Annotated in this window: 19 protein-coding genes and 1 pseudogene; 12 read left to right on the top strand and 8 right to left on the bottom strand. The window is 72.3% G+C overall.

What is annotated here, in order from left to right; translation table 11 throughout:
* Positions 1 to 62 precede the first annotated feature (62 nt).
* Positions 63 to 506, top strand: a complete 444-nt coding sequence (locus P3T41_RS02165; RefSeq protein WP_280687197.1) for a hypothetical protein — start codon at positions 63 to 65, stop codon at positions 504 to 506.
* Here P3T41_RS02165 and P3T41_RS02160 read toward each other — a convergent pair.
* Positions 476 to 1,300, bottom strand: coding sequence for an SGNH/GDSL hydrolase family protein (locus tag P3T41_RS02160; protein WP_280687196.1), 825 nt, complete (start codon positions 1,298 to 1,300; stop codon positions 476 to 478). The genes P3T41_RS02165 and P3T41_RS02160 overlap by 31 nt on opposite strands.
* Positions 1,301 to 1,403: 103 nt before the next feature.
* On the opposite strand from P3T41_RS02160, the gene P3T41_RS02155 reads away from it, so the two are divergent.
* Genes P3T41_RS02155 through P3T41_RS02145 form a run of 3 tightly spaced genes read left to right on the top strand, consistent with a single transcriptional unit; the run spans position 1,404 to position 4,084 of the window.
* Positions 1,404 to 2,360: an alpha/beta hydrolase gene (locus P3T41_RS02155; protein ID WP_280687195.1), complete on the top strand. Its 957-nt coding sequence runs from the start codon at positions 1,404 to 1,406 to the stop codon at positions 2,358 to 2,360.
* A 16-nt stretch (positions 2,361 to 2,376) separates the two neighbouring features.
* Complete coding sequence (locus P3T41_RS02150; protein WP_280687194.1) at positions 2,377 to 3,192, top strand: WYL domain-containing protein; 816 nt, start codon at positions 2,377 to 2,379, stop codon at positions 3,190 to 3,192.
* Between the two features lie 4 nt (positions 3,193 to 3,196).
* Positions 3,197 to 4,084, top strand: a complete 888-nt coding sequence (locus tag P3T41_RS02145) for a MerR family transcriptional regulator (protein ID WP_280687193.1) — start codon at positions 3,197 to 3,199, stop codon at positions 4,082 to 4,084.
* A 131-nt stretch (positions 4,085 to 4,215) separates the two neighbouring features.
* Here P3T41_RS02145 and P3T41_RS02140 read toward each other — a convergent pair.
* Positions 4,216 to 4,566: pseudogene (locus tag P3T41_RS02140) on the bottom strand (helix-turn-helix domain-containing protein); the annotation flags it as partial.
* 85 nt (positions 4,567 to 4,651) lie between these two features.
* On the opposite strand from P3T41_RS02140, the gene P3T41_RS02135 reads away from it, so the two are divergent.
* The 4 genes from P3T41_RS02135 to P3T41_RS02120 all read left to right on the top strand — a co-directional run bounded on the left by P3T41_RS02135 (position 4,652) and on the right by P3T41_RS02120 (position 9,441).
* A complete protein-coding gene (locus P3T41_RS02135) occupies positions 4,652 to 5,863 on the top strand; it encodes a pyridoxal phosphate-dependent aminotransferase (RefSeq protein ID WP_280687192.1) in 1,212 nt (403 codons plus the stop codon).
* Positions 5,864 to 6,023: 160 nt separating this feature from the next.
* Positions 6,024 to 8,270: a terpene synthase family protein gene (locus tag P3T41_RS02130; protein WP_280687191.1), complete on the top strand. Its 2,247-nt coding sequence runs from the start codon at positions 6,024 to 6,026 to the stop codon at positions 8,268 to 8,270.
* A gap of 68 nt (positions 8,271 to 8,338) precedes the next feature.
* A complete protein-coding gene (locus P3T41_RS02125) occupies positions 8,339 to 9,103 on the top strand; it encodes a maleylpyruvate isomerase family mycothiol-dependent enzyme (protein WP_280687190.1) in 765 nt (254 codons plus the stop codon).
* A gap of 5 nt (positions 9,104 to 9,108) precedes the next feature.
* Positions 9,109 to 9,441 carry a YnfA family protein gene (locus tag P3T41_RS02120; protein ID WP_280687189.1) on the top strand — a complete coding sequence of 111 codons (333 nt, stop codon included), beginning with the start codon at positions 9,109 to 9,111 and terminating at the stop codon, positions 9,439 to 9,441.
* On the opposite strand, the gene P3T41_RS02115 is transcribed toward P3T41_RS02120, so the two are convergent.
* Positions 9,419 to 10,009 (bottom strand): TetR/AcrR family transcriptional regulator, encoded by a 591-nt coding sequence (locus P3T41_RS02115; protein ID WP_280687188.1) that lies wholly within the window; start codon positions 10,007 to 10,009, stop codon positions 9,419 to 9,421. The two genes, P3T41_RS02120 and P3T41_RS02115, sit on opposite strands and share 23 nt — an antisense overlap.
* A 73-nt stretch (positions 10,010 to 10,082) precedes the next feature.
* Here P3T41_RS02115 and P3T41_RS02110 point away from each other — a divergent pair, with 73 nt between their 5' ends.
* A complete protein-coding gene (locus P3T41_RS02110) occupies positions 10,083 to 10,559 on the top strand; it encodes a peroxiredoxin (protein ID WP_280687187.1) in 477 nt (158 codons plus the stop codon).
* A gap of 9 nt (positions 10,560 to 10,568) precedes the next feature.
* Here the strand turns inward: P3T41_RS02110 and P3T41_RS02105 are convergent, their stop codons facing one another.
* Together P3T41_RS02105 and P3T41_RS02100 are read right to left on the bottom strand one after the other, a co-directional pair.
* Positions 10,569 to 11,207: an MBL fold metallo-hydrolase gene (locus tag P3T41_RS02105; RefSeq protein ID WP_280687186.1), complete on the bottom strand. Its 639-nt coding sequence runs from the start codon at positions 11,205 to 11,207 to the stop codon at positions 10,569 to 10,571.
* Positions 11,208 to 11,212: 5 nt separating this feature from the next.
* A complete protein-coding gene (locus tag P3T41_RS02100) occupies positions 11,213 to 12,301 on the bottom strand; it encodes an S-(hydroxymethyl)mycothiol dehydrogenase (RefSeq protein ID WP_280687185.1) in 1,089 nt (362 codons plus the stop codon).
* 515 nt (positions 12,302 to 12,816) lie between these two features.
* Here P3T41_RS02100 and P3T41_RS02095 point away from each other — a divergent pair.
* Positions 12,817 to 13,962, top strand: a complete 1,146-nt coding sequence (locus P3T41_RS02095) for a multicopper oxidase domain-containing protein (protein ID WP_280687184.1) — start codon at positions 12,817 to 12,819, stop codon at positions 13,960 to 13,962.
* Positions 13,963 to 13,984: 22 nt separating this feature from the next.
* Here P3T41_RS02095 and P3T41_RS02090 read toward each other — a convergent pair whose 3' ends face one another.
* Entirely contained in the window at positions 13,985 to 15,640 is a 1,656-nt protein-coding gene (locus P3T41_RS02090; RefSeq protein ID WP_280687183.1) for an FAD-binding dehydrogenase, read from the bottom strand.
* Positions 15,641 to 16,008: 368 nt separating this feature from the next.
* On the opposite strand from P3T41_RS02090, the gene P3T41_RS02085 reads away from it, so the two are divergent.
* Positions 16,009 to 16,935 (top strand): SGNH/GDSL hydrolase family protein, encoded by a 927-nt coding sequence (locus P3T41_RS02085; protein ID WP_280687182.1) that lies wholly within the window; start codon positions 16,009 to 16,011, stop codon positions 16,933 to 16,935.
* 69 nt (positions 16,936 to 17,004) lie between these two features.
* Here P3T41_RS02085 and P3T41_RS02080 read toward each other — a convergent pair whose 3' ends face one another.
* Positions 17,005 to 18,132: a HoxN/HupN/NixA family nickel/cobalt transporter gene (locus tag P3T41_RS02080; protein ID WP_280687181.1), complete on the bottom strand. Its 1,128-nt coding sequence runs from the start codon at positions 18,130 to 18,132 to the stop codon at positions 17,005 to 17,007.
* 159 nt (positions 18,133 to 18,291) lie between these two features.
* On the opposite strand from P3T41_RS02080, the gene P3T41_RS02075 reads away from it, so the two are divergent.
* Entirely contained in the window at positions 18,292 to 20,298 is a 2,007-nt protein-coding gene (locus tag P3T41_RS02075; RefSeq protein ID WP_280687180.1) for a CocE/NonD family hydrolase, read from the top strand.
* A gap of 7 nt (positions 20,299 to 20,305) precedes the next feature.
* Here P3T41_RS02075 and P3T41_RS02070 read toward each other — a convergent pair whose 3' ends face one another.
* Entirely contained in the window at positions 20,306 to 21,280 is a 975-nt protein-coding gene (locus P3T41_RS02070) for a hypothetical protein (protein ID WP_280687179.1), read from the bottom strand.
* Positions 21,281 to 21,315 lie beyond the last annotated feature (35 nt).

Below are 21,315 nucleotides of genomic sequence, written 5' to 3'. Positions count from 1 at the left end.
ACGAGGACGACACGCTCGGCGAGGTCCGCGTCGGCGCGGTGCTGCTGTCGGATCCTTGAGCCATGACACCCAACCCGGCTCTGGCCGATCTGCGCTTCCTCGTCGGTGACTGGGACATGGCGCTGTCCGGCGCGGAGTTCCTGCCCGACTCGGAGAGCACCATGCACGGATCGGTCGTCTTCGAGTGGATCGAGGACGGCGCCGCTCTGGTGATCCGCCAGGGCGGCGCGGCCACCTGGATCATCGGCCGGGACGACTCCGGCCAGGACTACCAGGTGCTGTACGCCGACAACCGCGGCGTGTCCCGGGTGTACGGGATGAGCCTCACCGACTCCGTCTGGCGCCTGTGGCGCCGGACGCCGGAGTTCTCCCAGCGCTACCACGGCGAGATCAGTGCCGACCGGGCAGTGATCACCGGGCGGTGGGAGAAGTCGGTGGACGGCGGCACCACCTGGGACCACGACTTCGACCTGCGCTACAGCCGGACCTCCCCGTCCAGGTCCTGAGCGCGGAAGGGCAGCAGCTCGGGGCGCTTGGGCGGGCGGCCGTCCCCCGAGGAGCGGCCGGTCAGCCGCCGGCCCAGCCAGGGCAGCACGTGGATCCGCAGCCAGCGCAGGTCGCCACGGAGCTTCGCCCAGCCGCCCGGCGGCGCGGCGGGCGGCAGCGGCGCCCGCCAGTCGAAGGCCGCCGGACGCCCGAGCGCCTGGCACACCGCCTCGGCGACCCGCCGATGGCCCTCCGGCGACAGGTGCAGCCGGTCCTCGGCCCAGAGCCGGCGGTCGTCGAAGCAGGCGGCCGAGAAGAGGTCGACGACGGCGACCCGCGGGTGGGCGCCGAGTTCCTCGACGAAGGCCTTCAGCTGCCGGATGGCCGGCAACAGCCGGGCGCCGCCCGCCATCCGCCGGGTCGGGTCGGTGCTGGTGAAGAGCACCACGGTGGCGCCGGTGGCCAGCAGCCGCTCGACCGCCTCGCCCAGCCGCGCCTGCACCACGGCGATGTCGCAGCCCGGGCGGAGCACGTCGTTCAGCCCGCCGGCCAGTGTGACCAACTGGGCGCCCGACGCCACGGCCTGCGCCAACTGCTCATCGACGATCTGCCCGATCAACTTGCCGCGCACCGCGAGGTTGGCATACCGGAAGTCGGCCCCGTCGACTTCCGAGGCGAGCGCGGCGGCGAGGCGGTCGGCCCAGCCCCGGTAGTGCCCGTCCGGGCCCAGGTCGTCACACATGCCCTCGGTGAAGGAGTCACCGAGGGCGAGGTAGCTGCTGAAGGGCGCGGGCGCGGTGGTGGTCTGGTCCATGGCGCACCCGATGTTACTCGCGGGTCGGGCGGTGGCGCCTGTGACGCGGATCACCGAAAAAGGGTGACAGGATGTTGTCGCGAAGGGCTGCGAGGGTCGGGGCATGACGATCACCGGAGTGAACACCCTGACGCTCATCGACGAGGACTGTCTCGCCGAGACCCTGGCCTTCAACAAGGAGTTCGAGACCGCCGCCGCGAACCGCCCGGCACGCACCGCCGCCCCGGACGCGGCCACGCTGGCCGCCGTCCGGCGCAACCGGCTCGGCGGCGACACACCGCCGCTGCGGCTGCCGCAGGGCCGCGACCGCATCGTCGCGGGTGGGGTGACGGTGCGGACCTTCGTGCCGGACCGGGTCGATGGCGTCCACCTTCACATCCACGGCGGCGGCTGGGCGTTCGGCTCCGCCGACGGCCAGGACGAGCGGCTCTGGCAGCTCGCCGAGCAGGCGCACCTCGCGGTGGTCAGCGTCGAATACCGCCTCGCGCCCGAACACCCGTTCCCCGCAGGCCCCGACGACTGCGAGGCCGCGGCAATGTGGCTGGTGGCCAACGCGCGTGCCGAGTTCGGCACCGACCGCCTGCTGATCGGCGGCGAGTCGGCCGGTGCCCACCTGAGCGTGCTGACCCTGCTGCGGCTGCGCGACCGGCACGGCGTCACCGGCGCGTTCCGGGCGGCTCACCTGACCTTCGGTCCGTTCGACCTCTCGATGACCCCGAGCCAGCGACTCTTCGGTTCACGACGGCTGTTGAGCAACACCGACACCATGCGGGCCAGCCGTGCACTGTTCGTCCCGGAGATGACCGAGGAGCAGCGCCGCGACCCCGAGGTCTCCCCGCTCTTCGCGGACCTGACCGGCCTGCCGCCCGCCCGGATGGTCGTCGGCACCGAGGACCCGCTGCTGGACGACTCGCTCTTCATGGCCGCCCGCTGGCAGTTGGCGGGTGCACCGGCGCAACTCGACGTCGTCGCCGGCGCGATGCACGGCTTCACCCTGTTCCCGCTGACCATCACCGAGCGCGAACTGCGCCGCCAGCGGGACTTCCTGGCCGCCGCGTGACGGTAGCGTCGACGCCATGAACCGCACTGCCCGCCTCTACGGCCTGGTGGAGGAGTTGCGCGCGGCAGCGCCGCGACCGCGCACGGTCGCGGCGCTCGCCGCCCGCTTCGAGGTGAGTGAGCGCACGCTCCAGCGCGACCTGCAGACCCTGATGGAGACCGGCGTCCCGGTGCGGACCATCACCGGACGGGGCGGCGGCTGGTCGATCGACCCGGACCTGACCCTGCCCCCGATCCGGTTCACTCCTGACGAGGCCTCAGCCCTGACCGCCGCCCTCGCCGCGGCCGACGCCCGCGCCCCGTACGCCGCCGCGGCCCGCACGGCCGCGCAGAAGATCGCGGCCGCCCTGACCGGCCCCGCCTCGGCAGCGGCCCGCGACCTCGCGGCCCGGATCGTCACCCTGCCCATCCGCACCGACGCCGCCGTCCGCACCGCCGTCGAACACTCCCTGACCTCGCGGACGGTGCTGCGCCTGCGCTACCTCGACGCGGCCGGACACGAATCCGACCGCGAGGTCGAACCCGCCGGCCTGCTCACCACCGACGGCCACTGGTACCTCATCGCCTGGTGCCGCACCCGACAGGCCGGCCGCGGCTTCCGCCTGGACCGGATCACCACCGCCACCCCCACCGACGCCCCGGCCCGCCCCCACGACCTGGCCACCCTCCTGCGCGGCTCCGCCGCCGCGGGCGCGATCCGGCCGGACACGCTGAGCGCACTCACGGCGCCCGCTCGGGCAACAGGTATCCCGCCTGGCCGCGCTGTGCGCGGGGCGGACGGTGGGCAGCACGGTGGCACGACGGAGGTCAGAAGTCACAAGTTCGTACGATGAAGGTATGACGATGGATCAGCCACAGGTCTTCAGCATCGGCATGCTCGCCGAAGCCGCCGGCGTCAGCGTCAAGACGGTGCGGTACTACTCCGACCAGGGGCTGCTCCCGGACACCGTCGAGCGCAGCGCGGGCGGCCACCGCCGGTACGGCACCGACGCGCTGGAGGTGCTGCGCACGCTGCGCGGGATGCGGGCGCTCGGGCTGCCGCTGCCGCTGGCGGGGGCGGTGGTGCGCACGGAACTGACGCTCGATCAGGCGCTCGCCGAGCAGCGCGAGGAGGTGGCGCGCGAGCTGACCCGGCTGCGCTGGCGCGCGGCGGCACTGGCGGCCGCCGAGACCTCCGAGCACCTGCTGCTGCTCGGCGACGCGCTCCAGGAGGGGCCGGCCCGTGACAGCTTCGCCACCTTCTGGCGCCGGGTGCTGCCGCTGCGGATCCCCGCCTCGCTGCGCACCGCGATCGTCGACGCCGCGCTGCCCGAACTGCCCGCCGACCCGACCCCGCGCCAGGCGCTCGCCTACGCCGAGCTGCGGGCGCTGACCGTCGACCGGGCCCGCGCCGCCGAGGCGCGCTACCTCGAACGCTCCGGCTGCGACGCCACCATGGTCTACCAGGGCGTCGGCGAGGCCTACACGCTCGCCGCCGCCGAGATCGCCCGGGGCGCCACCCCGGCGGTCGGTGAGGCGGTGGACGCCTTCGTCTCCGTCTTCGCCCGCGCGGAACGGAAAGTCGACAACACCGACTTCCGACGGGAGTTGGCCGCACGCCGCTCGGGCCCGGAGGTCATGGTGCGCTACTGGTCCCTGTCGAGCCTGCTCGACCCGCGCCCCAACATGGGCGCGGCGCACGAGTGGATCACGGCCGGCCTCTGCGGCTGGGCCGCTCAGCTGTAGCCGGTGCAGCCGGTACTCGGGGCCGTCCGAGCTTCCCTCTCGAACGGCCCCGAGCATCCTTCGGCGCCTCAGGGCGCCAGTTCGAGGGGCGCCGGCTGGAGGGGTGCCGGCTCGAGGGGCGCACCCGTCACCCAGTGCCCGCGCACCGCGTCGGTCGGCCGCTGCGGGCCGAGCGCCGGCAGCCCCCAGGCGCCCAGCGCGTCGATGACGGCACGCAGGTCGGTGCCGCGCTCGGTCAGCTGGTACACCGTCGCGTTGGCCGGCCGTTCCAGCTTGCGGCGCTCGACCAGCTCCTCCGCCTCCAGCTGCTTGAGCCGGGTGGCCAGGATGTCCGTGCTGACGCCGGGCAGGTCGGCGTGCAGGTCCGTGTACCGGCGCGGCCCGCCGAGCAGCTCACGGACGATCAGGAGGCTCCAGCGCTCCCCGACCGCGTCCAGGGCGCGGGCGACGGCGCAGTACTGGTCGTAGCTTCGGCGTGACATGCCATCAGCATAGCCAAAAGGTTGGACTTTCCAAGTGCCTACTTGGTAGAACAAAGCAACCAGATGGTGAAGCCGGGAGGCAGCAGTGGAGTTTCGGCAGTCCAGCAAGCTCGCGGGCGTGTGTTACGAGATCCGCGGCCCCGTGGTCGACCAGGCCAACGCCCTGGAGGAGGCCGGGCACAGCGTGCTGCGGCTGAACACGGGCAATCCGGCACCGTTCGGCTTCGAGGCACCCGAGGAGATCCTCCAGGACATCATCCGCAACCTGCCGAACGCGCACGGCTACAGCGACTCGCGCGGGATCCTGCCGGCCCGCCGCGCGGTGGTGCAGTACTACCAGCAGCGCGGGGTGACCGGGGTGGACGTCAACGACGTCTTCCTCGGCAACGGCGCCTCCGAGCTGATCCAGATGGCCGTGCAGGCCCTGGTGGACGACGGCGACGAGGTACTCGTGCCGGCCCCCGACTTCCCGCTCTGGACGGCCGTGGTGCGGCTGGCCGGCGGCAAGGCGGTGCACTACCTCTGCGACGAGGAGGCCGACTGGTACCCGGACCTCGACGACATCGCCGCCAAGATCACCTCGCGGACCAAGGCGATCGTGGTGATCAACCCCAACAACCCGACCGGCGCGGTCTATCCGAAGGAACTGCTCACCGGGATCCTCGACCTGGCCCGCCGGCACGGCTTGATGGTCCTCGCCGACGAGATCTACGACAAGATCCTCTACGACGGCGTCGAGCACCACTGCCTGGCCGCGCTCGCCGACGACGTCCTCACCCTCACCTTCAACGGGCTCTCCAAGGCCTACCGGGTGGCCGGCTTCCGCAGCGGCTGGCTGGTGGTCTCCGGGCCCAAGCAGCACGCCAGGGACTACCTGGAGGGGCTGACCATGCTGGCCGGCATGCGGCTGTGCCCCAACGTGCCGGCCCAGTACGCGGTGCAGGCCGCGCTCGGCGGCCACCAGTCGATCGCCGACCTGACCCTGCCGAACGGGCGGCTCACCGAGCAGCGCGACGTCACCTGGCGGGCCCTCAACGAGCTGCCGGGGGTGAGCTGCGTCAAGCCCAAGGGCGCGCTGTACGCCTTCGCCAAGCTGGACCCGGCGGTGCACAGGATCAAGGACGACGAACGCTTCGTGCTCGACCTGCTGCTCCGCGAGAAGATCCACATCGTCCAGGGCACCGGCTTCAACTGGCCCCGCCCGGACCACTTCCGCTTCGTCACGCTACCCCGGGCCGACGACCTGGAAACGGCGATCAGCCGGATCGGCCGCTTCCTCACCACCTACCGCCAGTAACGTTTCTGCGCCACCGAACTGCCGGTTCTTCACCCGAAAGACCAAGGTACGAACCGGAACCCGCGCCTGCCCCGCACTGCCGTACGCGTCTTACGGGCCGTCGATCCGCCACTGACACTGGGGAAGATCGACAGCCCGACGTTCCCGGTGGGGGGATCCCATGGCACAGCCCTTCGAACTACCCGACTTCTACTTGCCGCATCCGGCCACCCTCAACCCGCACCTGGAGCCCGCCCGCGAGCACACCCGCAGCTGGGCGCGCGAGATGGGCATGCTGGAGGGCAGCGGCATCTGGGAGCTCCAGGACCTGGAGGACCACGACTACGCGCTGCTCTGCGCCTACACCCACCCCGACTGCGACAGCGCCACGCTCGACCTGGTCACCGACTGGTACGTCTGGGTCTTCTTCTTCGACGACCACTTCCTGGAGATCTTCAAGCGCACCCTGGACCGCAGTGGCGGCCAGGCTTACCTGGACCGGCTGCCGCTCTTCATGCCCATGGACCTTACGGACGGCTTCCCCGAGCCGACCAATCCGGTCGAGGCGGGCCTGGCCGACCTGTGGGCGCGCACCGTGCCGCACATGTCGCCGGACTGGCGGGCCCGGTTCCGGGAGAGCACCGAGCACCTGCTGAACGAGTCGATCTGGGAGCTCTCCAACATCGACAAGGGTCGGGTGGCCAACCCGGTCGAGTACATCGAGATGCGCCGCAAGGTCGGCGGCGCGCCCTGGTCGGCCGGCCTGGTCGAGTTCGCGGCCAAGGCCGAGATCCCGGCCCGGGTGGCCGGCAGCCGGCCGCTGCGCGTGCTGCGCGACACCTTCTCGGACGGCGTGCACCTGCGCAACGACCTCTTCTCGTACCAGCGCGAGGTGGGCGAGGAGGGCGAACTGAGCAACGGCGTGCTGGTCCTGGAGACCTTCCTCGACTACAGCACCCAGCAGGCCGCCGACGCGGTCAACGAGCTGCTGACCAGCCGGCTGCACCAGTTCGAGAACACCTTCTTCACCGAACTGCCGCCGCTCTTCGCCGAACACGGCCTGGCTCCCGACGAGATCGCCCGGGTGCTCGCCTACGCCAAGGGCCTTCAGGACTGGCAGTCCGGCGGCCACGAGTGGCACATGCGCAGCAGCCGCTACATGAACGACCATGCCAACCAGCGCGGTTCGGCCTTCTCGCTGGTGCCGGTGGGCCTGGGCACCTCGGCCGCCGAGATCGGCCGGTTCCTCGACCCGGCGGCGCTGCGCAGCTTCACCCACGTGCCCTACCAGGACGTGCCGCCGTTCCAGGTCCCCGAGATGTACCTGCCGTTCGAACCCGGGCTGAGCCCGCACCTGGCGGCCGCGCGGCGCAACTCCACCGCCTGGGCACGGGAGATGGGCTACCTGGACGTGCTCCCGGGCGTGGTCGACTCCGGGGTCTGGGACGACCGCAAGATCGTCGCCGTCGACCTGGCGCTCTGCTCGGCCGGCCTGGACCCGGACGCCACCCCGGAGGAGCTGGACCTCTCCGCCGAGTGGCTGGTCTGGGGCACCTACGGGGACGACTGGTTCCCGCTCGGCTACGGCCACCCCGCCGACGTGCAGGGCGCCCGGGCCTGCGTCGACCGCCTCGCGCAGTTCCTGACCAGCTCCCCCGCCGAGCCGATGCCCACGCCGGTCACCGCCCTGGAGCGCGGCCTGGCCGACCTCTGGCCGCGCACCGCCGACCCGATGCCGCCGACTGCCCGCGAGGCCTTCCGCAAGGCGGTCGGCGACATGCTGGACAGCTGGGTCTGGGAGATCGCCAACGTCGCCGAGCACCGCATCCCCGACCCGGTCGACTACATCGAGATGCGCCGCCACACCTTCGGCTCCGACCTGACCATGAGCCTGGCCCGGTTCGCCAACCAGCGCACGCTGCCCGACGCGGTGTTCCGCTCGGGCACCATCGAGGCCGTGGAGCACGCGGCCGCCGACTACGCCTGCCTGATCAACGACCTCTTCTCCTACCGCAAGGAGATCCAGTACGAGGGTGAGATCCACAATGCCGTCCTGGTGGTGCAGAACTTCCTCAACTGCGATCTGCCGCACGCCCTGCGCGTGGTCTCCGACCTGCAGACCTCCCGGATGCGGCAGTTCGAGCACCTGACCGCCCACGAGCTGCCCCAGCTCTGCGAGGACCACCGGCTCGACGCCGCCCAGCGCGCCGAACTCGAGGACTACGTCCAGGACCTGCGCAACTGGATGAGCGGGATCTACGTCTGGCACCGGGACGTGGGCCGCTACCGGGACTCCGAGCAGGAGTACCAGCCCGCCGCGCACCACCAGCGGCTGGCCGCGGCGGCGGCCGGCCCGGTCACCGCCTTCCGGGTGCCCGCCCCCAGCGGCCTCGGCACCTCGGCCGCCCGGGTCGCGGCACTCGGCTGACCCGCGCCCCGCCACCGCCGGGTGCTCCGCAGAACCGACCGGAGCACCCGGCTGGGTAGGCTCCCTCCATGAGCTCCCTCGACCACCGCGCGCTCGTCGCCGAGCAGACCGCCAGGTTCGTGACCCTCACCAAGGGCGCCGACCTGACCACCCCCGTCCCCAGCTGCCCGGGCTGGACCCTGCTCGACCTGATCCGGCACACCGGCAGCGTGCAGCGCTGGTTCTCGGTGCTGCTGCGCCAGCAGATCCAGCAGCGGCCGACCAGCCGCGACGTCGAACTCGCGCTGCCCGCCGAGGAGGACGGCTACCGCGACTGGCTGGCCGCGAGTGCCACCGTGGCCGCCGAGGCGTTCGCGACCGTCGAGTCCGACGCCCCGATGTGGGCCTGGGGCGCCGACCAGCACGCCCGCTTCTGGGCCCGCCGGATGCTCTGCGAGACCCTGGTGCACCGGGTCGACGCCGAACTCGCGCTGGGCCTGCGGCCGGAGATCGACCCGGCGCTGGCCGCGGACGCCGTCGCGGAGTTCCTGGTCAACCTGCCGTTCGCGGTCGGCTTCGCCCCCAAGACGGCCCAGCTGCGCGGCACCGGCGAGACGATCCGCTTCACCCGCACCGACGGCGAGGGCGACTGGACGGTCCGGCTGGACCCGGAGAGCTTCGGCCTGACCCCGAACGACGCGGACGGCGACACCCCGGCGGACGCCACCGTCCAGGGCAGCGCCGCCGACCTGCTGCTCCTGCTCTACGGCCGCCTCGACCGGACGGCCCCCGGCCTCGAGGTCCACGGCGACCAGGAGCTGCTGGCCCGCTGGTTCGCGAACTCGGAGTTCTGACCCTCGTGACCACGCTCCGCTCCGCCGCCCTGTTCGCGCTGGCCGCCGTCGCCGAGATCGGCGGCTGCTGGCTGATCTGGCAGAGCATGCGGGAGTCCCGGCCCTGGTGGCTGGCCGGGATCGGGGTGGTGGCGCTGGGCGGGTACGGCTTCGTCGCCGCACTGCAGCCGGACAGCCACTTCGGGCGGGTACTGGCCGCGTACGGCGGGGTGTTCGTGGCCGGCTCGCTGCTCTGGGGCGTGCTGGTGGACGGCTTCCGGCCGACCCGCTACGACCTGCTCGGCGCGGTGATCTGCCTGGTCGGCGTGGGCGTGATCATGGCCGGGCCGCGCCGCTGACCGCACCGGCCGGGCCCAGACCCACCAGCTCCGCCACCGCGTCCGCCAGCTGGGCGACGACCGCTGCCGGGTCACCGAGTGCGGCGCCCACCATGGCGCCGTCGCGCAGCAGCACCAGCAGGTCGGCCCGGCGCTCCGGTTCCGGCACCCCGACGGCGGCGAGCAACTCCCCGAGCAGCGCACGCAGCCAGGCCCGGTGCTCGGCTATCGCCCGGGTGACGGGGTGCCCGGCATCGGGGTACTCGGCGGCGGCGTTGATGAACGGGCAGCCGCGGAAGCCGGGGCCGCACATCTCCTGCCCGAGCCGGGTGACCAGCATGGTGAGCGCCTGAACCGGCGTCAGGGCGGCGAGCGCGGCCCCGGCCTCGCTGCGGATCCGGGCGTCCCACTCCTGGATGTAGGCGCGGACCAGCTCCTCCTTGCCGGGGAAGTGCCGGTAGAAGGTGGCCCGGGTGACGCCGGCCTCGGTGACGATCCGGTCCACGCCGACCGCGCGGATCCCCTCGGCGTAGAACAGCCGGGTGGCGGTGTCGAGGACCCGCTGGCGGGCGGCGGAAGGTGTACTCACGCCACTGACCGTACTACGATCGCCACGGGAGAACGAACGTTCTGTCCACCTTCGCGAGCGCAAAGGAACCCCCATGGCCAAGTCCCCCGAGATCGGCGCCCCCGCACCCGACTTCACCCTCCCCGGGCTGCTCCTCACGGACGACGCCGCCGAGCGCCGCGACTACCGCCTCGCCGAGGCCGCGGGCGGCCCGCTCGTCCTCGCCTTCTACCCGGGCGACAACACCGCCGTCTGCACCAAGCAGCTCTGCTCGTACACCTCGGACCTGGACCGCTTCAAGGACCTCGGCGCCACGGTCTGGGGCATCAGCCCGCAGGACCTGGACAGCCACGAGTCCTTCGCCCGCCGCCACGACCTGCGCTTCCCGCTGCTCGCCGACACGGACCGTACCGTCGCCAAGGCCTTCGGGATCGCCGTCCCCGGGCTCGGGCTGCGCCGCTCGGTCTTCATCCTCGACGGCGACGGTACGGTCCGCTGGCGCCACATCGCGCTGGCCGGCCTCACGTTCCAGAACAGCGACACGCTGGCCGAGCAGCTGGCCGCGCTCTGAGCGACGACCTCAGTGCCCCCGGGCGATCCACTCCTCCAGGTGCGGGGCCTCGTCGCCGATCGTGGTGGTCGGGCCGTGGCCGGTGTGGACCACCGTCTCCGGCGGCAGCGTCAGCAGCCGCTCCCGGATCGACCTGATGATGGTCGGGAAGTCGGAGAACGAGCGCCCGGTCGCCCCGGGGCCGCCCTGGAAGAGCGTGTCGCCGGTGAACACCGCGTCCAGCGCGGGCGCGTAGACGCTCACGCCGCCGGGGCTGTGCCCGGGGGTGTGCCGGATGTGCAGGTAGAGGCCGCCGACCGTGATCCGCTGACCGTCCGTCAGCTCCTCGTCCGGGTGGTCGCCGGGGTGGGCCTGCTTCCACAGCGGCAGGTCGTCCGGGTGCAGCAGGATCGGCGCGCCGGTGATCTCCGCCAGCTCCGGCGCGGCGTTCACGTGGTCGTTGTGCGCGTGGGTGCAGATGATCGCCAGCACCCGCCGGTCGCCGACCTTCTCGGCGATCGCGGCGGCGTCGTGCGCGGGGTCGATCACCACGGCGTCCCGGTCGTTGGCGATGATCCAGACGTTGTTCTCCACCTCCCAGCTGCCGCCGTCCAGTTCGAAGGTGCCGGCGGTGACGAGGTGCTCGATCTCGGGTTCGGGGGGCGGCATGTGCATCAGAACACCACCACCGAGCGCAGCACGTCGCCGCCCTGCATCCGGGCGAAGGCCTGCTCGACCTCGTCCAGCGCGATCGTCTCGGTGACGAAGGCGTCCAGGTCCAGCCGGCCCTGGAGATAGAGGTCGATCAGCATCGGGAAGTCCCGCGACGGCAGGCAGTCCCCGTACCAGGAGGACTTCAGCGCGCCGCCCCGGCCGAAGACGTCGAGCAGCGGCAGCTCCAGCGTCATCTCCGGCGTCGGCACGCCGACCAGCACCACGGTGCCGGCCAGGTCCCGGGCGTAGAACGCCTGCTTGTAGGTCTCGGGGCGGCCGACCGCCTCGATCACCACGTCCGCGCCGTGACCGTCGGTCAGCGCGCGCACCGCCTCGACCACGTCGACGCCGCCCGAGGCGTCCACCACGTGGGTGGCACCCAGGCCGCTGGCCCGGTCCAGCTTGCGCCGGTCCAGGTCGACCGCGATGATCTTCGCCGCGCCGGCCAGCCGGGCACCCAGCACCGCCGCGTTGCCGACCCCGCCGCAGCCGATCACCGCGACGCTGTCGCCGCGGCTCACCCCGCCGGTGTTGATCGCCGCGCCCAGGCCCGCCATCACCCCGCAGCCCAGCAGTCCGGCCGCGGCGGGCGAGGCCGCCGGGTCGACCTTGGTGCACTGCCCGGCGGCGACCAGCGTCTTCTCGGCGAAGGCGCCGATGCCCAGCGCGGGCGACAGCTCGGTGCCGTCCAGCAGCGTCATCTTCTGCTTCGCGTTGTGGGTGGCGAAGCAGTACTGCGGCCGGCCGCGCCGGCAGGCCCGGCACTGGCCGCAGACGGCGCGCCAGTTGAGGATGACGAAGTCGCCGGGCGCCACCTCGGTCACCCCGGCGCCCACGCTCTCCACCACGCCGGCGGCCTCGTGCCCGAGCAGGAACGGGAACTCGTCGTTGATCCCGCCCTCCCGGTAGTGCAGGTCGGTGTGGCAGACCCCGCAGGCCTGCACCTTGACCACCGCCTCCCCAGGTCCGGGATCGGGTACGACGATCGTCGCCACCTCGACCGCTTCGCCCTTACCTCGGGCGATGACGCCCCTGACCTGCTGTGACATCCGGTCTACCCTTTCGCAGCGCAGCCGAGGAGCCGAACGACCCCTCGGGAGAGCATTCTCTCCCGAGGGGCCACCCGCGACGCCCATCCGTCAGTCGGCGCCGAGCCGCGTGGGGCCTGCCGGCCCCGGGTTCTCCTGCTTCATGGACGGCCGCCCGCCCGAAGTGCTCCGTCAGGGCCTTACACCGTCTCCACAGGCTGCCACCGAGCCGGGGGCTATCCACCGAGGTATCCGATGACCGGGACTTTGCCATCCTCGGCTGTCCGGCGCCGGGACCAGCGGTGAACGGATGCCGTCGAACCGGTTTCTTTCACTGGTCTTCCGTACCGGAAACCCTTCCTGACGATCCGTCAGATCACTGAGAGGGAACTCAGAGCATCTCCCGCAAATCTTCACATGACGCTGACCTGCGGCGCACCTGACGTATACCGCTCAACCCCGATAGAACGCTTGACCGGGTCCCTTCACTCCTCTTGACTCCCCATCACCACTGCTCACCGAAGAAAGGCACCCTCATGCCCACAGACTCCGAGCGCCCAGGCTCCGAGCTTCCCGACGCGAGCCGCCGCGGCGCGATCCGCACCCTGCTGGCCGGCAGCGCCGTGGCGGCGATGGCCGGCTCCGCCGCGCTGGGCGCCTCGGCCGCCGCCCAGGCCGCCCCGAGCACCCCCGGCGCCGACCCGTTCGCCCTGGAGCAGCTGCCGCCGGGGCAGGTCCGCGAGTACTGGATCCAGGCCGAGTCCTTCGAGCACAACGCCGTCCCCAACGGCTACGACGGCATGATGGGCACGCACTTCACCGCCGCCCAGACCACCTTCTGGGCGCTCGGCTACCGCGCCTACACCGCCAACTGGGGCGCCCCGCTGCCGGCCGACACCAGCCCGCACGGGATCGGCGAGAACAGCGGCCTGCCGGGCCCGGTGCTGCGCGCGCAGGTCGGCGACACCCTGGTGGTGCACTTCCGCAACAACGACGAGCACTACAAGTGGCCGCACAGCATGCACCCGCACGGCGTGCGTTACGACCGCGACAGCGACGGCGGCTGGCTGGCCGACGTGCCGGACCTGCCGGGCACCGCCGTGGCGTTCGGCGCCAGCTACACCTACACCTGGCAGGCGCTGCCCAGTTCGGTGGGCACCTGGCCGTACCACGACCACTCGGTGCCGCAGACCATCCCGGCCGCCGGCGCCGCGGCCGCGCCGCACCAGGGCATGGCGATGGGCGGGGCCGGGGTGATGGAGATCGGCGCGGAACTGGGCCTGCTCGGCATCATCGCGATAACGGACAAGCACACCCCGCCGGTGGACCGGGAGTTCATCCTCTGCATGCACGACGTGTACCAGGCCGACGTGCCGTCGATCTCCCAGGACATCGACATGTTCAACGCCGGCGCCTACCTGGACAACACCCCGACCTTCACCGCCAAGCGCGGCGAGCGGGTGCGCTGGCGGATCGTGGCGCTCGGCAAGGAGTTCCACGTCTTCCACCTGCACGGCCACCGCTGGCTGCGCAACGGCGGCTACGTGGACTCCGAGCTGATCGGCCCCGCGACCAGCCTGACGGTGGAGTACACCGAGGACAACCCGGGCGACTGGATCTACCACTGCCACGTGACCGACCACATGATGGGCGGCATGGTCGGGCGCTACCGGGTCTCCTGACGCCCGCTGACGCCCGCTCAGATCAGGCGGTGGCCGCCGCCACCGCCCGACCGGCCGTTCGCCCGCTGAACAGGCAGCCGCCGAGGAAGGTCCCCTCCAGCGAGCGGTAGCCGTGCACCCCGCCACCGCCGAACCCGGCCACCTCGCCGGCCGCGTAGACGCCGTCCAGCACCGAGCCGTCGGCCCGCAGTACCCGGGCGGACAGGTCGGTCTCCAGCCCGCCGAGCGACTTGCGGGTGAGCACGTGCAGCCGCACCGCGATCAGCGGACCCGCCTTCGGGTCCAGCAGGCGGTGCGGAGTTGCGGTGCGGACCAGCTTGTCGCCCAGGTAGCGGCGGGCGCCGTGGATCGCGGTCACCTGGAGGTCCTTGCTGAAGGGGTTGGCGATCTCGCGGTCGCGCGCCTCGATCTCCCGGCGCAGCGCGGCCTCGTCGATGAGGTCCTCGCCCGTCCTGCCGTTCATCTGGCGCACCAGGTCGTCGAGCCGGTCGGCGACCACGAAGTCCGACCCGTACCGCTTGAACGCCTCCACCGGGCCTGGCGCGCCCGGCAGCGCGCGCCCGAGCACCTGGCGCAGGCTGCGGCCCGTCAGGTCCGGGTTCTGCTCGGAGCCGGAGAGCGCGAACTCCTTCTCGATGATCTTCTGGGTGAGCACGAACCAGGTGTGCTCGTACCCGGTGCCCATGATGTGCTCCAGGGTGCCCAGCGTGTCGAAGCCGGGGAAGAGCGGGACGGGCAGCCGGTTGCCGCGGGCGTCAAGCCAGAGCGAGGAGGGCCCGGGCAGGATCCGGATGCCGTGCTTGGCCCAGATCGGGTTCCAGTTCTCGATGCCCTCGGTGTAGTGCCACATCCGGTCGCCGTTGATCAGGTGGCCGCCGGCCGCGCCCGCCACCTGCTGCATCAGGCCGTCGACATGCGCGGGCACCCCGCTGAGCAGGCGCGCGGGCGGGGTGCCGAGCCGGGCCGGCCAGGCCTTGCGGACCAGTTCGTGGTTGCCGCCGATACCGCCGGAGGCGATGATCACCGCCTGTGCGCGCAGCTCGAAGGCCCCGGCCACCTCGCGCGAGCTGGCCACCCCGCGCTCCACCGTGCTGGGCACCAGCAGCTCGCCGCGCACCGTGTCGGTCACGCCCGCGGTCGCGGCCAGCTCGGTGACCCGGTGCCGGAACAGCGTGCGGACCAGGCCCTTGGCGACCCCTGCCCGCACCCGGCGGGCGAACGGCTCGACCAGCCCTGGCCCGGTGCCCCAGGTGATGTGGAAGCGGGGCACCGAGTTGCCGGGCCCGCTGGCCAGCAGTCCGCCGCGCTCGGCCCAGCCGACCACCGGGAAGAACCGCACCCCCTGCGCGTGCAGCCAGGGCCGCTTCTCGCCGGCGGCGAAGTCCAGGTAGGCCTTGGCCCATTGGCGCGGCCAGTGGTCCTCGGGCCGGTCGAAGCCGGCCGTGCCGAGCCAGTCCTGCCAGGCGAGTTCATAGGAGTCGCGGATCCGCATCCGCCGCTGCTCGGGCGAGTCCACCAGGAAGAGGCCGCCGAAGGACCAGTGCGCCTGCCCGCCGAGCGAGCCGGCCGGCTCCTGGTCGAGCAGGATCACCGTGCGGCCCGCGTCGGCGAGTTCGGCGGTCGCGGCCAGGCCCGCCAGGCCGGCTCCGATCACGATGACGTCGGCGTCCAGTGCCATCTGCGGGCTCCTCCAGACTCGGGGTTCAGCGCGGACGGACCTGGGGTCCGTCTGCGGGACCCCCGATCCTGCGGCCTGCGTGCCGGTGCGTCAACCACGGGCCGCAGCGCCGCGGTTCCGGCGTCCGGGGCGGTGTCCGTGGCGGTGTCCGTGGCGGTCTCTCCGGTGGCGGTGGTGGAATTCCGGCATTTCGAATTTCGCTCCACGATGACGCGAAATTAACCCGGGAAATGGCCTCGGTGAATTCGGTGGCGCATTCGGTAGACGCCTACGAAACCTGGCGGTAACTTACCTGGCAGTAGCAACCGCGGCAGTGCGCACACCCCCACCCCCACCCACCCTCAGTTTCTCTCCCCCAGGAGGAACCCGTGCTCAGCCCTGCCCGAAAACTCTTCGGCGGCCTGGCCCTGGCGGCCACCCTGATCGGACTGTCCGCGAACTCCGCCGGCGCCGACACCAGTGCCTACAACTCCTATGTCGCACTCGGCGATTCGTACGCGGCCGGGGCCGGCGTGCCCGGCCAGTCGGCCGGTCTCTGCCTGCGTTCTGACCACAACTACGGTCACCTGGTGGCCGCCGCCCTGGGCACCGGCTCGTACACCGACGTGACCTGCTCGGCCGCCAAGATCAAGGACATCACCGGCAGCCAGTACGACGCCTTCATCAAGGTCAACGACCCGCAGTTGAACGCCCTCTCGCCCGGCACCGAGCTGGTGACCCTCGGCATCGGCGGCAACGACCTGGGCACCTCGGACCTGGGCATCGCCGACGTGATCGCCACCTGCATCGGCGGCGCGGTGGTCAACCCGGCCGGCACCCCGTGCAAGGACGTCTACGAGCACGGCCACTGGGCCTGGGACTGGAGCTCGGCGAGCTTCACCTGGCAGTACGGCGAGGACACCCTGGTCGACCGGATCAACGGCGCCGCGCCGCAGCTGGCGAGCGTGCTGCAGCAGATCCACGCCAAGGCCCCCGGTGCCAAGGTGCTGCTGGTCGGCTACCCGTCGGTGCTGCCGGCCGACGCCTCGACCTGCGCGGGCCGCCAGCCGGTCACCGTCGGCGACGTGGCCTACCTGCACGGCATCCTGGACCAGGTGAACACCATGCTGGCCGACACGGCCGCCGCCAACGGCGCCACCTACGTGGACACCGCGACCCCGACCACGGGGCACGACGTCTGCTCCGACGACCGGTGGGTCGAGGGTGCGCTGCCCGGCTCGCCCGCCGTCCCGTTCCACCCGAACGCGACCGGCGAGCAGGCGATGGCGAACGCGGTTCTGGCCGCGCTTCGCTGACGTAGCGTCAGATCGCCGAGCAGCGGTGGGGGTGGACCGGATTCCGGTCCACCCCCACCATCCAGCAGGTCACTCCCCCTCCGGCACCGCCCGGCCGGCCAGCGGCGCCGACCACTTCTCCTCCACCCGGCCGAACTTCCAGAAGGCCAGTGCGCCGGCCCAGGTGACCACGAAGAGCCCGACGATCGCGAAGCCCACGTTGTTCAGGTCAAGCGAGGCGATCCAACCGACCGGGCCGCCGGTGATGTCGTACTGGTCGGCCAGCAGCCCGACCAGCTCGATCACCCCGATCACCAGCGCGACCAGCACCGACAGGCCGGTCACCGTCAGGTTGTAGTAGATCTTGCGGACCGGCTTGGAGAAGGCCCACTCGTAGGCGAAGTTCATGAACGAGCCGTCGATGGTGTCCAGCAGGCTCATCCCGGCCGCGAAGAGCACCGGCAGCACCAGCAGCGCGTACCAGGGCAGCGAGAAGGCCGCCGCGCCGCCGGCCAGCACCAGCAGCGAGACCTCGGTGGCGGTGTCGAAGCCCAGGCCGAAGAGCATCCCGACCGGGTACATGTGCCAGGACTTGGTGACGGCCCTGGTCACCCGGCCCAGGATCCGGTTCAGGAAGCCGCGCTTGTCCAGCTGCTGCTCCAGCTCGGCCTCGTCGAAGTGGCCGCCGCGCATCTTCCGGAAGACCTTCAGGATCCCGTTGAACGCGCCCAGGTTGACCAGGCCGATCAGCAGCAGGAAGACACCCGAGACGCTGGTGCCGATCAGGTTGGTGGTGCGGTGCAGCTGGGAGCCGTCGGTCTCGACTGAGGAGGCCAGCGAGCGGACGCCGAAGGCCAGCAGCGCGCAGAGGCCGAAGACGATCGAGGAGTGGCCGAGCGAGAACCAGAAGCCGACCGAGAGCGGCCGCTTGCCCTGGCCCATCAGCTTGCGGGTGGTGTTGTCGATGGCGGCGATGTGGTCGGCGTCGAAGGCGTGCCGCATGCCCAGCGTGTAGGCGGTCAGGCCGAGCCCGGCGCCGAAGGCCTGGTTGCCGATCGCGTAGTGCTTGGGGGCGATCACCGCCAGCAGCGTGAACCAGCCGACCACGTGCAGCGCCAGCACGAAGGCGCCCATGCCGGCCAGCCGGACCCACTCCTCGCGGGTCAGGCGGGCGGTCCAGCGGGGCCGGGCGACGGTGGGAACCGGTGCGCTGCTCATCGGGCGGCGACCTCTTTCGGGGATGCGGAGCGGCAGAACTCGAACATCCTTCCCCTTCAGCGGCTGCAGTTGCAAGTGATGTGCAACTAGGCTCGGCATGCGGACACGATTTCCCGGCGGTTAGGCACTTTTGTCCGGTTTCTCCTCTATGGTCGGTGCATGCGACACCCCGTCAGCTACCCGTACCGCGTCACCCGCGAGGACCTGCGGATCCCGGTGGCCGAGGGCGTCGAACTGCACGCCCGGATCTGGCGCCCCGTCACCGAGCAGCCGGTACCGGCCCTGCTCGAGTACCTGCCCTCCCGGCTCGGCGACGCCACCGCCGAGCGCGACGCCGAGCGCCACCCCTGGTACGCCGGCCACGGCTACGCGAGCGTGCGGGTCGACCTGCGCGGCCACGGCAACTCCGACGGGCTGCCGGGCGAGGAGTACGGCGCCCAGGAGCTGGCCGACGGCCTGGCGGTGCTCGACTGGCTGGCCGGCCAACCCTGGTGCACCGGACGGCTCGGCCTGATCGGGATCGGCTGGGGCGCCGGCACCGCGCTGCGGCTGGCCGCGCTGGCCCCCGAGCCGCTGCGGGCGGTGGTCACCGTCGGCGCCAGCGACGACCACTACGACAACGACACGCACTACTTCGGCGGTTCGCTGCTCGGCCCGGCGGGCCACGCCAGGTCCGCCGCACTGCTCGCCTTCGCCGCCCGCCCGCCGGACCCCAAGTACGTCGGCGAGCAGTGGCGGCCCCGCTGGCTGGAGCGACTGGCCGCGGTCGAGCCCTACCTCTTCCCCTGGCTGGCCCACCAGAGCCGGGACGACTACTGGCGCCGGGCCGGCATCATCGACCGGTACGGCTCGATCAAGGCCGCCGTGCTGGCGGTGGGCGGCTGGGCGGATCCGTCCCGGGACACCGTGCTGCGGCTGGTCGAGCACCTGGACGCGCCGGTGCGCGGGCTGATCGGGCCCTGGGCGCGGCAGTACCCCGACCGCGCGCGGCAGCCGGGCCCCGCGATCGGCTTCCTCCAGGAGACGCTGCGCTGGTGGGACCAGTGGCTGAAGGAGACCGACACCGGGATCCTGGCCGAACCCGCGCTGCGCTGCTGGCTGGGCGAACCGGGCGGCGCCGGCCGCTGGGTCGGCGACGACCAGTGGCCCTCCGACGACGTCCGGGAGATCCACTACGGCCTGGCCGACACGCTGCGCACCGCCGGCACCCCCGAGGGCGAGCGCTTCGTGCCGGTCCGCTCCCCGCAGCACACCGGCGTCGACGCCGGGCAGTACGTCGCGCTGGGCAGCGCCGCCGACCTGCCGCCCGACCAGCGCGAGGAGGACGGCCGCTCGGTCTGCTTCGACAGCGCCCCGCTCGCCGAACGGCTCGAACTGCTCGGCCGCCCGGCCGTCCGGCTGCGGCTGCGCTGCGCCGCACCGCGCGGGCAGGTGATCGCCCGGCTCTGCGCGGTGGCGCCGGACGGTGCGTCGACCCTGATCACCCGGGGCGCGCTCAACCTCGCGGCCCGGCACGGGCGGGAGGTGGCGGTGCCGTGGGAGCCCGGCGCGGTGGCGGAGGTCGAGTTCGAGCTGCTCTCGGCCGGCTTCGCCGTCCCGCCCGGCCATCGGCTGCGCCTGGCACTCTCCTCCGCCTACTGGCCCTGGCTCTGGCCGCAGCCCGAGGACGCGGGGTTCGACGTGGACCCCGGCCCCAGCGTGCTGACCCTGCCGGTGCGCCACCTGGCCGCCGACGTGGGCCGGGCCCCGATCACCTTCGCCGAGCCCGAGCAGGCCACGCCACTGGCCGTGCGGCACGGGACGCCGACCGAACCGCACCCGGAGCGCCTGGTCGTGCGGGACCTGGCGGCGGGCGAGTGGCGCCTGGAGCTGAACCCGCGCACCGGCGGCTCGCTGAGCCACCCCGACGGCCTGGCCTGCACCGAGCAGGCGACGGTGAGCTGCCGGATCCGTTCGACCGACCCGGTCAGCGCCGCCACCCACGCCGAGTGGACGATCCGGCTGGAGCGGCCCGAGCACGGCTGGGACGTCACCGTGCTGACCCGCTCGGAACTCGCCTGCGACGCCGAGACGTTCACCGCGCGCAGCCGGCTCACCGCCTGGGAGGGCGGCGCGGTGGTCTTCGAACGGGACTGGGAGCGACGGATCCCGCGCACGGCGGGGTGACCTGCCGTTACGGCACGGGGTAGGTGTCCGGCGGGACCGCGTTGGTCTGCGCGTTGCCGCCGACGCTGGCCGTCAGGGTGAGCGTGTAGGTCTGGTAGGTGCTGTTGGTGGTGGTGTAGTCGGCGGAGTCCTGGAACTTGGTGAACGCGCAGTCCTCGGTGAACTTCTTGCTCGCGTCGTCCCAGTCGGTGCCGCCGGTGAAGTAGATGTCGTAGGTGCCGTCCTCGATGCCGGTCACCTTCGTGCTCTGGCCCTTGCCCACGTAGAAGGAGTAGGCCGACTGGCCGGCCTTGGTCAGGGTCAGCACGGCGTCCGTCGAACCGGCGGTGTTGTCCACCGTCAGCTCGCCACTGCCGTCGTCGTGCCCCTCGCGGACCCAGGTGCCGTTCTTCAGCGCGCGCTGCTGCGGCTGCGGCAGTTGCGGGGCGGTGAAGGTGCTGGTGTATCCGGCGGTCGACAGCGCCTGCAGCGCGGTGGTCACGTCCTTGAGGCCCTGCGACTGGCCGGTCTCGGCGAGCGCGGAGGAGGTGGCGCAGACCTTGCTGCTGCCGATGTCGCTCTGCACGGTGCCCAGGTCGGTGGCCAGGGTGTCGAGCGCCACATAGAGCTGGCGGTGGGTGTCGGCGACCTCGGCCGGCGCGTCCGTGCCCTGCAGCCCCTGCGCTCCGTCGCTCGCCGCCTGCTGCGCGCCGGCCAGCGCGGTGCCCAGCTCGGTCACGCTGCCGGCCGAGGTGAGCTGGCCGAGCGCGGTGCTGAGCGGCGCTATGTAGGACTCCAGCGTCTGCCCGTACGGGACGGTGGTGGGGCTCGGGCTGCTGGTCGGCAGCGGTCCCATCGAACCGTCCGGCACCGGGCCGGGGTTCGGGCCCGGATAGCGGGCCGAGCTGCAGGCGGTGGCCAGCAGCAGCGCACCGGCGAGCACCGCCGTGCGGCGCAGCGGATGGCGACCGGCACTGCCGGTGATGCGAGGTGAGACGTGCAAGGTGAAGCCCCCCATAGGCTCGCGTGCGCGTGCGC

It is taken from the genome of Kitasatospora sp. GAS204B, assembly GCF_029892155.1.
Taxonomy (GTDB): domain Bacteria; phylum Actinomycetota; class Actinomycetes; order Streptomycetales; family Streptomycetaceae; genus Kitasatospora.
This window is presented reverse-complemented; position numbering and strand designations above follow the sequence as displayed.